This is a genomic window from Streptomyces sp. MS19 (genome assembly GCF_047200595.1).
GTDB lineage: Bacteria > Actinomycetota > Actinomycetes > Streptomycetales > Streptomycetaceae > Streptomyces.
This window is the reverse complement of the sequence record NZ_JBJZOH010000025.1, coordinates 1-13,516: the sequence shown is the minus strand read 5'-3', so window position 1 is coordinate 13,516 and position 13,516 is coordinate 1. Positions and strand designations below refer to the sequence as shown.

Here is a 13,516-nt window from a genome sequence, read left to right as displayed (position 1 = left end):
CGCGGGACGGAAGGGGAAGAGGTGGCGGTGCGGGGCACTCCGGGGGGTGGGCGGACATGACGACGCTCACCGCCGCGGGCGAGCGTGACGCCGACGCGGGCCCGATAGCCGGGCGGCGCGTCCCCTTCCGGCCGGGGCCGCGCGCCGATCCGTACCTGCTGGCCGCCGTGTTCCTGGTGCTGTACACGGCGGTGTCGGTGACGCGGCACCTGCGCTGGGAGAACCGTTCCTGGGACCTCGGGATATTCGAGCAGGCGGTCCGCTCGTACGCCGGGCTGCGGCTGCCCGTCTCGGACCTCAAGGGGCCGGACTTCGCGCTGCTGGGCGACCACTTCAGCCCGGTGACGGCGCTGATCGCCCCGTTCTACCGGCTGTTCCCGACGCCGGTGACGCTGCTGGTGGCGCAGGCGGCGCTGTTCGCGCTGGCGGTGGTGCCGGTGACGCGGGTGGCCGCGTACCTGCTGGGGCGGGCGACGGGGGTGGCGGTCGGCGCGGCGTACGGGCTGTCGTGGGGCGTGCAGCGGGCCGTGGACTTCGACTTCCACGAGATCGCGTTCGCCGTGCCGCTGATCGCGTTCTCGCTGGAGGCGCTGCTGCGGGGGCGGTACCGGGCGGCGCTGTGGTGGGCGCTGCCGCTGCTCGCCGTGAAGGAGGACCTGGGGCTCACCGCGGCCGCGATCGCCGCCGTGGTGGCGCTGCGGGCGCGCGGCGGGCCCGAACCGCGCGTGGTGCGGCGGGCGGTGGTCTTCGCGGTGTGCGCGGCGCTGGCGTGCCTGCTGACGATCGCCGTGCTGATACCGGCGTTCAACTCCGGCGGTGACTACGACTACTGGTCGAAGGTCGGGGACGGCGGCGGGCCGGTGCAGACGGCGTTCACGGACGTCGACCAGAAGCTGCGCACGCTGCTGTGGGTGCTGGTGCCCACGACGGGGCTGCTCGCGCTGCGCTCCCCGCTGCTGCTCGTCCTGCTGCCCACGCTGGGCTGGCGCTTCGTCTCGGACGACCCGCACTACTGGGGCACCGACTGGCACTACAGCGCGGTGCTGATGCCGGTGGTGGCGCTCGCGCTCGTGGACGCGGTGGCGCGTACGCGGGCGGGCGAACGGCGGCCGTGGCTGCGGGCGTACGCGGAACGGCTGCCGATGGGCGTGCTGGCCGCCGCGCTGGCGCTCAGCACGGCCCTGCCCGTCGCCGGACTCACCCACACCGCGACCTACCGGCCGGGCCATCTGGCCGAGGCCGGGGAACGGGTGCTGTCGGTGATCCCGGACGGCGCGGAGGTGGCGGCCAACGTGCGGCCGACAGCGCATCTGACGGCGCGCTGCCGCGTCTTCTGGATCGGGAACACGGACGGGCCCGCGCCCGAGTACATCGCCTACTGGGACCCGGCGCAGACGGCCGAGGAACTGACGCTCTACGCGCACCGGATGAACCCCGACGGGGTGTACGAGGTGGTCGCGCAGGAGGCGGGGTACTGGGTGCTGCGGCTGCGCTGAGCTGAGCACGCCCGGGAGGGTGGGGCGGCCGTGGCCGGTTGTCAGACCCCTCGGTCACACTGTGTTCATGGACATCGTGATCAGGGAAGCGCGGAACGACGAGCTGGACGCCGCGGGGGAACTCACGGCGCGGGTGTACCTGGAGGGCGGACTGCTGCTCCAGGGCGCGGACGACCCGTACTTCGCGGAGCTTCGGGACGCGGTGCGGCGGGCGGCGCACGCGGACGTGCTGGTGGCCGTGGAGTCGGCCGGGGACGGGGGCGCGGGGCGGATCGCCGGGAGCGTCACGTTCGTCGGCAGGGGCGGCGAGTTCGCCGATCTGGCGGGCCCAGGCGAGGCCGAGTTCCGCATGCTGGCGGTGGACCCGCGGGCGCGGGGGCGCGGCGTGGGCGAGGCGCTCGTCCGGGAGTGCCTGCGCCGGGCGGGGGAGGTCGGCGCGCGGCGTGTCGTGCTGTCGAGTCAGTCGCAGATGCACACTGCACACCGGCTGTACAGGCGGCTCGGCTTCGACAGGGCGCCGGATCTCGACTGGGAACCGGTGCCCGGTGTGCGGCTTCACGCGTTCGCACACGAGCTGCCCGACCTCTCGCGTGACGACCACAACATATAGGGGACTCCGTCGCACGCGACACAAGATGTATGCTCATCTCGCTGTCGCCGCAGGGGAATCCGGTGGGAATCCGGAGCTGTCCCGCAACGGTGTGTGATGCGCCGCGCCTCGCCGCGCGTCACGAGTCCGAGCACCTGCCGGCAGTTCCACGAACACGTCCGGGCCTCGTGGGTTGGGCCGGCGGACGCGTGCGGCATGTGTTTGCCCCACTACACGCATGCCCGCAGGCGACCGGTGGTCCCGCCCGCGAACGCCCCTCAGATCCGCTGCGATTCGAGGGAGATCACGTCACAGTGACCACTGCACCCGTCGCCCCCGCGGAGCCGGCCTCAGACGCGCTGACGCGCGTCCTGGGCGAGCTGGCCGCCGACCTTCCCGCGACCGACCCCGCCCGGGTCGCCGCCGCCGTCCGCAGGGGCAGGCACCCCGGCGCGGGACCCGAGGAACTGCGCGCGCTCGCCATCGACGCCGCGGCCGCGCTGATCGCCGAGGAACCCGCGTACTCGAAACTCGCGGCCCGGCTGCTGACCCTGGCGGTCCGCGACGAGGCGGCGGGGCAGGGCGCCGTCTCCTTCTCCGCGTCGATCACGGTCGGTCACCGCGAGGGTCTGATCTCGGACCGCACCGCCTCCTTCGTCGCGCGCCACGCGGCGGAGCTCGACGCGCTCGTGGACCGGGCGGTCGCCGACGGCGCCGACGACCGTTTCGAGTACTTCGGGCTGCGGACCGTGGAGTCGCGGTACGTCCTGCGCCATCCCCTCACCCGGCGCGTCATCGAGACCGCGCAGCACTTCCTGCTGCGCGTCGCCTGCGGCCTGGCCGAGGACGAGTCGCCGCGCGCGCTGGCCGAGGTCGCCGAGCTGTACCGGCTGACCAGCTCGCTGGCGTACCTGCCCTCGTCGCCCACGCTGTTCAACTCCGGGACCAGCCACCCGCAGATGTCGTCCTGCTACCTGCTGGACTCGCCGCTGGACGAGCTGGACTCCATCTACGACCGCTACCACCAGATCGCCCGTCTCTCCAAGCACGCCGGGGGCATCGGCCTGCCGTACTCGCGGGTGCGCGCCCGCGGTTCGCTGATCCGGGGGACCAACGGCAAGTCGAACGGGATCGTGCCGTTCCTGCGCACGCTGGACGCGTCCGTCGCGGCGGTCAACCAGGGCGGGCGGCGCAAGGGCGCGGCCTGCGTCTACCTGGAGACATGGCACGCGGACATCGAGGAGTTCCTCGAACTGCGGGACAACACGGGCGAGGAGGCCCGCCGCACCCACAACCTGAACCTCGCCCACTGGATCCCGGACGAGTTCATGCGCCGCGTGGAGGCGGACGGCGACTGGTCGCTGTTCTCCCCCGCCGACGTGCCGCACCTCGTGGACCTGTGGGGCGGCGACTTCGACGCCGCCTACCGGCGCGCCGAGGCGGAGGGGCTCGCCCTGCGGACCGTCCCCGCCCGCCAGCTGTACTCCCGCATGATGCGGACCCTCGCGCAGACCGGCAACGGCTGGATGACCTTCAAGGACGCCGCCAACCGCACGGCCAACCAGACCGCGCGCCCCGGCGCCGTCGTCCACTCCTCGAACCTCTGCACCGAGATCCTGGAGGTCACCGACGACGGCGAGACCGCCGTGTGCAACCTCGGCTCGGTCAACCTCGCCGCCCACCTCGGCGCCGACGGACGTGTGGACTGGGAGCGTCTTGACGCGACGGTGCGCACCGCCGTCACGTTCCTCGACCGCGTCGTGGACCTGAACTTCTACCCGACCGGCCAGGCCGCCACCTCCAACTCCCGCTGGCGCCCGGTGGCCCTCGGCGTGATGGGCCTCCAGGACGTCTTCTTCCGGCTCGGCCTGCCCTTCGACTCCCCCGCCGCGCGCGAGCTGTCCACCCGGATCAGCGAGCGGATCATGCTGGCCGCCTACGAGACGTCCGCCGCCCTCGCCGAGCGGCACGGGCCGCACCGCGGCTGGGCCGACACCCGCACCGCCGACGGCGTCCTCCACCCGGACCACTACGCCGACGCCGCGCCCGCCTGGCCCGAGCGCTGGGAGGCGCTGCGCGCCCGCATCGCCCGCACCGGGATGCGCAACTCGCTGCTCCTCGCCATCGCGCCGACCGCGACGATCGCCTCGATCGCGGGCGTGTACGAGTGCATCGAGCCGCAGGTGTCCAACCTGTTCAAGCGCGAGACGCTGAGCGGCGAGTTCCTCCAGGTGAACTCGTACCTGGTCGCCGAGCTGAAACGGCTCGGGCTGTGGGACGAGACCACGCGCGCCGCCCTGCGCGAGGCGAACGGCTCGGTCGCCGACCTGCCGGGCCTGCCCGCCGAGCTGCGCGAGCTGTACCGCACCGCCTGGGAGCTGCCGCAGCGCGCGCTGATCGACATGGCCGCCGCGCGGACCCCCTACCTCGACCAGAGCCAGTCGCTCAACCTCTTCATGGCCGCGCCGACCATCGGGAAGCTCAGCTCGATGTACGCGTACGCCTGGAAGCGCGGCCTGAAGACCACCTACTACCTGCGCTCGCGCCCCGCGACGCGGATCGCCAGGTCCGCGCGCGCCGCCACCGTCGCCACCGTCCCCACACCCGCCGCGGTCCCCCCGGACGAGCAGGCCGTCGCCTGCTCCCTGGAGAACCCCGAGTCCTGCGAGGCCTGCCAGTGACCACCGTCCCCGACCCCCGCGCCGCGTCCGACGCGGCGGTCAAGAACCTGCTCGATCCCGGCTTCGAGCTGACGCTGCGCCCGATGCGCTACCCGGCGTTCTACGAGCGCTACCGGGACGCCATCAAGAACACCTGGACGGTCGAGGAGGTCGATCTCCACTCGGACGTGGCCGACCTGGCGAAGCTCTCGCCCGGCGAGCAGCACCTGATCGGGCGGCTGGTGGCGTTCTTCGCGACCGGCGACTCGATCGTGGCGAACAACCTGGTGCTGACGCTGTACAAGCACATCAACTCGCCGGAGGCGCGGCTGTACCTGTCGCGGCAGCTGTTCGAGGAGGCCGTGCACGTCCAGTTCTACCTGACGCTGCTGGACACCTACCTGCCCGACCCGGACGACCGCGCCGAGGCGTTCGCGGCGGTGGAGAACATCCCGTCCATCCGCGAGAAGGCGCAGTTCTGCTTCAAGTGGATGGACTCCGTCGAGGACATCAGGCAGCTGGAGTCGAAGGCCGACCGGCGCCGGTTCCTGCTGAACCTGATCTGCTTCGCCGCGTGCATCGAGGGGCTGTTCTTCTACGGCGCCTTCGCGTACGTCTACTGGTTCAGGTCGCGCGGGCTGCTGCACGGCCTGGCGACCGGCACCAACTGGGTGTTCCGGGACGAGAGCTGCCACATGGACTTCGCGTTCGCCGTGGTGGACACCGTCCGCCAGGAGGAGCCCGACCTCTTCGACGAGGAGATGGAGCGCGAGGTCACCGAGATGCTGCGCGAGGCGGTGGCGGCCGAGTTGCAGTTCGCCCGCGACCTGTGCGGCGACGGCCTGGCCGGGATGAACACCGAGTCGATGCGCGAGTACCTGGAGTGCGTCGCCGACCAGCGGCTCGTGCGGCTCGGGCTGAAGCCGCTGTACGGGTCGGAGAACCCGTTCGCCTTCATGGAGTTGCAGGACGTCCAGGAGCTGACCAACTTCTTCGAGCGGCGTCCGTCCGCCTACCAGGTGGCCGTCGAGGGGAACGTCGCGTTCGACGACGAGTTCTGACGGCGGTCCACGCCCGCCGTCCCCGCCCGCTCCCGGCACCGCGCCGGGGGCGGGCGGCGCCGTTCCGTACGCCCGTCAGCCGGTCATGCGCCGTCAGCCGGTCATGAGGCGCAGACCGCCCGCGGCGATCCCGCACAGGCCGACCGCCGCGCGTAACAGCCGCCTGCGGCCCGTCTCCCGGCCGCGGCCGAACAGGCTTGCCAGCAGCAGCATCGTGCCGCCGATCAGGAATGCCCACGCGCCGGCGTCGTGCATCGTTCCTCCTCGTGGAAGTGCGGGCACAAGTCCCGTTCCGCCCGGCCGGGTTGGCCGGACGGTCACCGAGGTTAACCAGCCGTGGACGCACGGTGGAACGCGTGGCGCGGTCCGGGGACGCGCACGGCATCGCCACGCGCTCCTGCGGACCGCGCCACGGCCGGGCTCAACGGGCCGCCTCCACCGGTTCCCGCCGCTCGGTGGCCGGGGGCGTACCCGGCCGCGGCCGGGTGCGGGGCAGCAGCAGCGCGGGCAGCACGGCCAGCGCCATCAGCGCGATCGGCCAGACATAGGTGTGCTGGAACGCGTCGGCCAGCGCCGGACCGATGGCCTCCCGCACGTCCTGGCCCGCCCCCTGGACGGCGCCCAGGGTGTCGGTGCCGTCCGGCAGGGAGTCCGCCATGTTCTGGGCCAGGACGACGGAGACCAGCGCGGCGCCGATCGAACTGCCGATCTGAGGGACGATGCCGAGGAGGGTGCTGACGACCGGGACCTCACCGGGCGGCACCCCGCGGTTGACCGCCGTCATGATCGGCATCATGGTCGAGCCGACCCCCACGCCCATCACCACCATCGGCAGGATCAGCCGCCAGTACGGGGTGTCCGCGCCGACCTGCGTGGCGAAACCGGTGAAGCCGAGCAGTGCCGTCGCCATGCCGGAGAGCACGATGCGCCCCGGGGCGACCCGGTCGAGCAGACGGCCGCTGACCTGCATCGTCAGTCCGGTGGCCAGCGCCTGCGGGATGCCCAGGAGGCCCGCGGAGGTGGCGGACTCCCCGCGCGCCACCTGGTAGTACAGCGGCGGCAGCAGCATCGACCCGAAGTAGGCCGCCGTGTAGAAGCCGAGGGCGGCCACCCCGGAACCGGCGGTGCGGCGCCGCAGGATGCGCAGGTCGAGCAGCGGGTGGCGTGCCGTCAGCGCCCTGCCGGCGAAGGCGGCCACCAGCAGGACGCCCGCCGCCGAGGGCAGCAGGGCGCCCGGCTCGGTGAAGTCGCCGCGTTCGCCGCCGGTGGCCAGGCCGTAGATCAGCAGCGCGAGGCCGGGCGAGAGCGCCAGCAGTCCCGGGACGTCCAGGCGCGCGCCGCCCCGCGGGTCCTCGCGGGGGAAGAGGCGTCCGGCGAAGAGCAGGGCCAGGGCGCCGATGGGCACGTTGAGGAAGAAGATCCACCGCCAGGACACGTCGTCCACCAGCCAGCCGCCCAGCGGCGGCCCGGCGAGCGGCCCGATGAGGACCGGCAGGCCCATGAGGGTCATCATGCGGCCGAGCCGGTCGGGACTCGCGGCGCGGACCATGATCGTCATGCCCACGGGCATCACCATGCCGCCGCCCAGGCCCTGGAGGACGCGGAACGCGATCAGCGACTCGGTGCTCCACGCGAGCCCGGCCAGCGCCGAGCCGAGGGTGAACAGGCCGATGGACAGCATGTAGAGCCGCTTCGTGCCGATCCGGCCGATGGCCCACGCGGTGAGGGGGATGACCGTCGCGAGGGCCAGCGTGTAGCCGGTGGCGACCCACTGGAGGGTGGTGAGGGAGGCGTCGAACTCGTGGGCGAGCCGGGTCAGCGCGACATTGACCACCGTCGTGTCGAGCACCGTCATCATCGAGCCGAGGACGACGACGGTGGCCGTCGCCCCGGGCGATATGGACGGGCGGCTCATGACACGTACGGGCTGGCCACCCTGGCCTCGCGCAGCGCGTGGGCCCACCACGCGAGCTGGTCCAGCAGGGCGGTCGCCGCCTCGGTGGCGGCCTTGGGCTCGGTGAGGGCGCCCGCGTCGTCGAAGTGACCCCAGACGCCGTGGAAGCTGACCGTCGCGCGGATCGTGACGGCGTGCAGCTCGGCGAAGACGACGCGGAGCTGCTCGACGGCGCGCAGGCCGCCCGCGAGGCCGCCGTACGACACGAAGCCGACCGGCTTGGCGTGCCACTCGTGGTTGAACCAGTCGATCATGTTCTTCAGCCCGGCCGGGAAGCTGTGGTTGTACTCGGGCGTGACGACGACGAACGCGTCGGCGGCGGCGAGCCGTTCGCCCAGCTCCTCGTGGCCCGTGCCGTCCATGGTCAGGGCCAGGGGCGTGTCGGCGAGGTCGACGACGTCCACCTCGATCCCGCCGTGTCCGGCCGCGAGGTCACCGAACCAGCGGGCGACGGTGGTGCCGAAGCGGCCCTCCCGCACGCTCCCGACGATGACGGCGACGCGCAGGCGGCGCGTTCCGGATGACTGCGTTCCGGATGACATGGGCGATCCCCTCTGCTGGGCACCGCGCCCGGCGTGCTCCGCCGGGCGCGGTGTCGGAAGCTGACACGAGGATCGTCGGACTTCAAGTGGACTTGATGTCAAACGGGGACGCGCTCAGATGCCGCAGCTGGGCGCCGACCAGAAGCGGCTGGAGCGGTTCGCGAGGTGCGCGTGGTCGTTGTGGTCCGGGTAGCCGGGGCCCAGGATCTCGTTGAACCCGTGGTAGCGCGCCCGCTGGACGATCTGGCAGAACGTCGGCGAGCCGGTGAGGTCGATGGCGTCGCCGTAGAGGTGGCGGCTCGACGCGGAGCCGCCCGCCGCGTTGTTGCAGGCGGTGGAGCGGAAGCCGCTGCTGGTGTTGATCGGCCGGTCGCCGAGGGCGTGGCGCAGGGCCTCCAGCTTCCACATGTTCACCAGCGCGTTGGCGCGGGCGGTGGCCGCGCTGACGGCGCCGCCGGACCAGGTGGTGTTGCAGCGGTTCAGCTCGCCGTAGGTGAAGTGGACCGGGGTGCAGTCGTTGTCCTGGAGCTGGTAGATCTTGGTGAAGGTCTGCGGGCCGGCCACGCCGTCGGCGGAGAGGCCGTACGCCCGCTGGAAGCGGGTCACGGCCGCGGCGGTGGCCGGGCCGTAGGAGCCGTCGAGCGCGAGGACCGCGCCGTACGCCGGGTAGCCGGAGACGCGGATCTGGAGCTGGCGGACGTCCGCGCCGGTCGCGCCCTGCTTGAGGGTGCGGCCCCAGGTGTAGCAGCCGTCGGCCTGCGCGGTGCCGGCCATGACGACGTTACCCACCACTGCGAGTGATGCGAGCATGACAAAGCTGAGGAGACAGCGGACCACTCGTCTGAACATTTCGCCTCCTGGACGGGAGCGTGCCGTGGGGAAGAAGGGTGGAACCGTGCTCCCCCGAGCGTGACCCATCGGGTCAACGCGCGTCAACCACACAGGAGTTCGACGGCTGACGCGGGCGGGCGCGCGGGGTGCGCGCGCCCGCGCCGGCCGTCGGCCCGTCAGTCGTTGGGCACCGTCTCGTACTTCGGCGTCCCCTCGTCCATCATCTTGAGCGCGCGCTTGCGGTCCCGCTTGGACAGGCGGTCGATGTAGAGCCGCCCGTGCAGGTGATCCGTCTCGTGCTGGAGGCAGCGGGCGAAGTAGCCCGTACCGCGCACGGCGATCGGCTTGCCCGACGCGTCCTGGCCGCGCACCACCGCGTAGTCGGGCCGGGGCAGTTCGGCGTAGGCGGTCGGCACCGACAGGCAGCCCTCGTCGCTGTCGTCGAGGACGCGCCGGTCGGCGGGCAGCTCGTCGAGGACCGGGTTGCAGACGACGCCGACGTGCCGGACACCCTTGTCGTCGGCGCAGTCGTACACGAACACCTTCAGATCGACGCCGATCTGGTTGGCCGCGAGCCCCACGCCCTCGGCCGCGCGCTGGCTGGCGAACATGTCGTCCACCAGGGCCGCGAGGTCGTCGCCGAAGTCGGTGACCGCCCGGCACTCCCGGTGCAGCATCGGATGCCCGACGACCGTGATGGGCCGCGCGGTGCCGCGCTCGCGGTGGGCCCGTTCCCGCTCCTCGCAGTCCTGGGTGTCGTCGGCGAACTCGTCGCCGGCCGGCTCATCGGTGTCGTGCTGCGCCATCGTCTCCGCCGTCTGTTCTTCCGTGTCCTGGGTCGGCCGCGCCCGGCCGTTCATCCGTACAGCTTACGGCGCGCCCGGGGCCCGGGTGACGGGTCCGGCGGACGGGCGCGGGACGCGCGACGGGAGCGGCGGCGGGGTCAGCACACCTCTTCGAGGTCGCGCCATTCGCGGCTGTCCGGGCTGTCCGCGACCCAGCCGTCGAGCAGGCCGCGCACCAGCGCGCCCGGCGCCGCGATGCCGCACTCGCGCTCGGGCGACCACAGGGCACCCGCGCCCGTGTGCCCCAGCGGTCCCGGACGGCCCGGGAGGCTGTGGTCGTGCGGGTCGTGCTGCGCCATGCCGTCGCCCTGCTCGCTGGGCATCCGGCTCTCCGAACACGCCCGGCACAGCAGGCGGACGGACGACGACCAGTCCTCCGCCGCGTAGCCCGCGTCGGCGGCGAGGCGCTCCAGCGCGTCGCGGTCGGACTCGGCGGCGGCCTCGATGAGCACCACCCAGGTCGGCACGGCCGAGGGCGCCCACAGCTCGATCTCGTCGAAGACCGGGTAGACGGACCTGCCGCCGGTGACGCCGGTCATGGTCCGCTCGCCGCGCGGGACGCCGTCGTGCAGCACCACCTCGCCCCAGCGGCGGCCGGACGAGGGCAGCGGGATGTTCAGCAGTTCGATGCGGGCCGGGTCGAGGCGGCGGCCCCAGACGACCTCGGCCTCGCCCTCGGGCGACAGCCGCACGGCCGCGCCGCCCAGGTCCATGCCCAGCGGCTCACCGGTCGCCGACGCCTCGCCGGGGACGGCCAGGCCGTACGCCTGCCAGGCGCGGCGGGCCAGCGGCCAGTCCTGGAGCGCGGTCGCGGCGATGCCGACGTTCCACCAGTCGGGGGCGCCGCTGTCCTTCTCCAGCAGCGCCACGGCGCGCAGCCCCGCGGACCTGGCCTGCTCCCAGTCGTGGCGGAACTTGTGCAGCAGCGCGAGGTTGAACCAGGACTCGGACAGCCAGGGCTCCAGGTCGGCGGCGCGCGTCAGCAGCGCGTCCGCGTCCTCGTAGCGGCCGTCGTCGATGAGGGTGAAAGCCCGGTCGGTGGCGAGCCGCCAGTCACTGGACGGCCGCTGCCTGACCCTGCCGAAGATCCTCACGTGCCCCTGCCTGATTCCCGCCTCGATGCGTGCACTTCACCGTTCTCCTGTCCTGACCCGATGGCATCCAACCATGGGCGAACCGGCTCCTGCTCACAGCATGGGTCAGCCGGAGGGCGCGCGCGAGACGGCGGGGGCGCGGGGGTGGGGCACACGGACGCCCGGCGTGCGACGGTGGCGCGCCGGGCGTACGGAGGACGGTGCGGGGCCGTTCGGGTGACCGGGCGGTGGTCCCGGGCGTGTCGGCGGCGCGGGGACAGGAGGCGCGGGCTCAGGACGGCGCGCGGTGCCCGGCGGGACCGGGGACCGGGGCGTCGCCGCCGCGGATGAGGTCGATGCGGTCGAGCACCTTGGCGCGCAGGTCGGCGGGCACCTCGTCCTGCCCGCAGCAGCGCTTGACGAGCTTCTTCACCGACTGCTCAAGGCCGTACTTCTCCAGGCACGGGGAACATTCGTCGATGTGCTCGCGGAACTTGGCGCAGTCCCCGTCCGGCATCTCGTCGTCCAGGTACTCGTAGAGACGGCCGAGGACCTCGGAGCAGTCCGTGGGGTGGGACGACGGTTCACCGGTCATGACCCTGCGCCTTTCTCCGCCCCGGCGGGGACCAGCCCGCGCTCGCGCGCGTAGTCCGCCAGCATGTCGCGCAGCTGGCGGCGGCCGCGGTGCAGCCGGGACATCACCGTGCCGATGGGAGTACCCATGATGTCGGCGATCTCCTTGTACGCAAAGCCCTCGACGTCCGCGAGGTACACCGCGATGCGGAACTCCTCCGGGATCGCCTGCAACGCCTGCTTCACGTCCGAGTCCGGCAGGTGGTCGAGCGCCTGGGACTCGGCGGAGCGCAGGCCCGTGGACATGTGCGACTCCGCGCGGGCCAGCTGCCAGTCCTCGATCTCCTCCGCCGCGCTGCGCTGCGGCTCGCGCTGCTTCTTGCGGTAGGAGTTGATGAACGTGTTGGTGAGGATGCGGTACATCCACGCCTTGAGGTTGGTGCCCTGGCGGAACTGGTGGAACGAGCCGTACGCCTTGGCGTAGGTCTCCTGCACGAGGTCCTCGGCGTCCGCGGGGTTGCGCGTCATGCGCAGCGCGGCGGAGTACATCTGGTCGAGATAGCCGAGCGCGTCGCGTTCGAACCGTGCGTTGCGCTCCGCCTCGGTCTCCTGTGCCGTGCCGTTCGCGTCGTCACGCGTGCCGTCGTCCGTGCCGGTGACGTGACCCACCTCCTCCGGGAACGTCGTGAGCCCCGTGGCGGGCCCGCCCGCTTCGGAGGATAGACGACGACGGGGCAGGTCCGCCGGTCGGGAGGTGCGCCCGGCGGCCAGCCGCAGCGTCGCCCAGTCCACCTCGGCGGCGCGCGTCTGCGGTGCGGACGCGATGCGCTCGGGCCTGGGCGGGCAGGCGGTCGATCCTGCGGAATGCATGGTGGGGACTCCCTCTGTCGGCTGTCACCGGCGACAACGCGGGAGGGGGCCGTGGCATTCCCGCGCCGCTCAGAACAGGGTCCCGGCCTCCGGGGCGGGGAGGCGGCGGAGGAGGTCAGGGCCGTTGTTCCGGACGTTGCTGACGTCCGTCGGCACCGGGAAGGCCGTGAACCTGCCGGTGGGCAGCCCGGCCAGCAGGGGGCGTACGGCCTCCGGGTCGGTGCGGACCGGGTCCAGCCAGGCGTCCCAGCGGTCCGGGGGCAGCGCGACGGGCATCCGGGGATGGATGTCCGCCAGCGCGGCGGGGCCGTCCTCGCCCGCGGGCTCGGGGAGCGGCTCGGTCTCCGCCTCCGTGGTCACCACGGTGCAGGTGGCCCACCAGGCGGACGGGTGGTCGTCCGGCAGCGTCCGGTCACGCCAGAACTCGTACAGGCCCGCGAAGGCCATGACCGATCCGTCCACCGGGGTGACGAAGTACGGCTGCTTGCGGGGGCGCTTGCGCTTCCCCTTCTCCTCCTCGGCGCGCTCGGCGCCGCCGGTGACCCACTCGTAGTAGCCGTCCGCGGGTATGAGGCAGCGGCGGGCGGCGAACGGGCGGCGGTAGGACGTCTTCTCGTGGACGGTCTCCGCACGCGCGTTGATCATGCGGGCCGCGCCCTCGGGGGACTTCGCCCAGGACGGCACCAGGCCCCAGCGCAGGGCGCGCAGCTGCCGCACCGGCTCCGGGGCCCCGCCGCGCACAGGGCGCTCCAGCACGGCGTACACCTCCTTGGTGGGCGCCACGTTCCAGTCCGCCGCGAGGGACTGCTCCGGGTCCCAGAGCGAGACGTCGAAAAGCCCCACGAGGTCCTCGGGCCTTCTGCTCGCCGCATACCGTCCACACATACGACCCAGGGTAGTGGCGGGCACCGACAGTCCCGCCCGTCACTCCTCGGTGACGGACGGCGACGCATGGTCATGGCGAGGGGGGGGGGGGGGGGGGGGGGGGGGGGGGGGGGGGGGGGGGGGGGGGGGGGGGGGGG

The 13,516-nt window shown here is 72.9% G+C and carries 13 protein-coding genes and 1 riboswitch; of the genes, 4 read left to right on the top strand and 9 right to left on the bottom strand.

The features are described 5' to 3' along the window. Nucleotides 1-56: 56 nt before the first annotated feature. The 4 genes from ACL02R_RS21375 (at nt 57) to ACL02R_RS21360 (ending at nt 5,806) form a co-directional block, all read left to right on the top strand. Nucleotides 57-1,496 (top strand): DUF2079 domain-containing protein, encoded by a 1,440-nt coding sequence (locus ACL02R_RS21375; protein ID WP_412798574.1) that lies wholly within the window; start codon nt 57-59, stop codon nt 1,494-1,496. Nucleotides 1,497-1,563: 67 nt separating this feature from the next. After that, on the top strand, nt 1,564-2,106 hold the full coding sequence (locus ACL02R_RS21370) for a GNAT family N-acetyltransferase (RefSeq protein WP_412798573.1): 543 nt from the start codon (nt 1,564-1,566) through the stop codon (nt 2,104-2,106). A 25-nt stretch (nt 2,107-2,131) separates the two neighbouring features. Beyond that, nucleotides 2,132-2,263: riboswitch (cobalamin riboswitch) on the top strand. Nucleotides 2,264-2,399: 136 nt separating this feature from the next. Then, on the top strand, nt 2,400-4,766 hold the full coding sequence (locus ACL02R_RS21365) for a ribonucleoside-diphosphate reductase subunit alpha (RefSeq protein WP_412798572.1): 2,367 nt from the start codon (nt 2,400-2,402) through the stop codon (nt 4,764-4,766). Then, on the top strand, nt 4,748-5,806 hold the full coding sequence (locus tag ACL02R_RS21360; RefSeq protein WP_412798624.1) for a ribonucleotide-diphosphate reductase subunit beta: 1,059 nt from the start codon (nt 4,748-4,750) through the stop codon (nt 5,804-5,806). The genes ACL02R_RS21365 and ACL02R_RS21360 overlap by 19 nt, the downstream gene beginning before the upstream one ends. A gap of 93 nt (nt 5,807-5,899) precedes the next feature. On the opposite strand, the gene ACL02R_RS21355 is transcribed toward ACL02R_RS21360, so the two are convergent. The 9 genes from ACL02R_RS21355 to ACL02R_RS21315 form a co-directional block, all read right to left on the bottom strand. Beyond that, nucleotides 5,900-6,061, bottom strand: a complete 162-nt coding sequence (locus tag ACL02R_RS21355) for a hypothetical protein (protein WP_412798571.1) — start codon at nt 6,059-6,061, stop codon at nt 5,900-5,902. A gap of 166 nt (nt 6,062-6,227) precedes the next feature. Then, on the bottom strand, nt 6,228-7,721 hold the full coding sequence (locus tag ACL02R_RS21350) for a DHA2 family efflux MFS transporter permease subunit (protein WP_412798570.1): 1,494 nt from the start codon (nt 7,719-7,721) through the stop codon (nt 6,228-6,230). After that, nucleotides 7,718-8,302: an NADPH-dependent FMN reductase gene (locus tag ACL02R_RS21345; RefSeq protein WP_412798569.1), complete on the bottom strand. Its 585-nt coding sequence runs from the start codon at nt 8,300-8,302 to the stop codon at nt 7,718-7,720. The genes ACL02R_RS21350 and ACL02R_RS21345 overlap by 4 nt, the downstream gene beginning before the upstream one ends. Nucleotides 8,303-8,416: 114 nt before the next feature. Continuing rightward, a complete protein-coding gene (locus ACL02R_RS21340; RefSeq protein ID WP_412798568.1) occupies nt 8,417-9,151 on the bottom strand; it encodes a D-Ala-D-Ala carboxypeptidase family metallohydrolase in 735 nt (244 codons plus the stop codon). A gap of 158 nt (nt 9,152-9,309) precedes the next feature. Beyond that, on the bottom strand, nt 9,310-9,939 hold the full coding sequence (gene def / locus ACL02R_RS21335; RefSeq protein WP_412798623.1) for a peptide deformylase: 630 nt from the start codon (nt 9,937-9,939) through the stop codon (nt 9,310-9,312). 137 nt (nt 9,940-10,076) lie between these two features. Continuing rightward, complete coding sequence (locus ACL02R_RS21330; protein WP_412798567.1) at nt 10,077-11,072, bottom strand: tetratricopeptide repeat protein; 996 nt, start codon at nt 11,070-11,072, stop codon at nt 10,077-10,079. 271 nt (nt 11,073-11,343) lie between these two features. Next, entirely contained in the window at nt 11,344-11,646 is a 303-nt protein-coding gene (gene rsrA / locus ACL02R_RS21325; RefSeq protein ID WP_412798566.1) for a mycothiol system anti-sigma-R factor, read from the bottom strand. Beyond that, nucleotides 11,643-12,293, bottom strand: a complete 651-nt coding sequence (locus ACL02R_RS21320; protein WP_362961905.1) for a sigma-70 family RNA polymerase sigma factor — start codon at nt 12,291-12,293, stop codon at nt 11,643-11,645. Before ACL02R_RS21320 ends, rsrA begins: the two co-directional genes overlap by 4 nt. 270 nt (nt 12,294-12,563) lie before the next feature. Further along, complete coding sequence (locus ACL02R_RS21315; RefSeq protein ID WP_412798565.1) at nt 12,564-13,379, bottom strand: SOS response-associated peptidase; 816 nt, start codon at nt 13,377-13,379, stop codon at nt 12,564-12,566. Between the last annotated feature and the right edge of the window lie 137 nt (nt 13,380-13,516).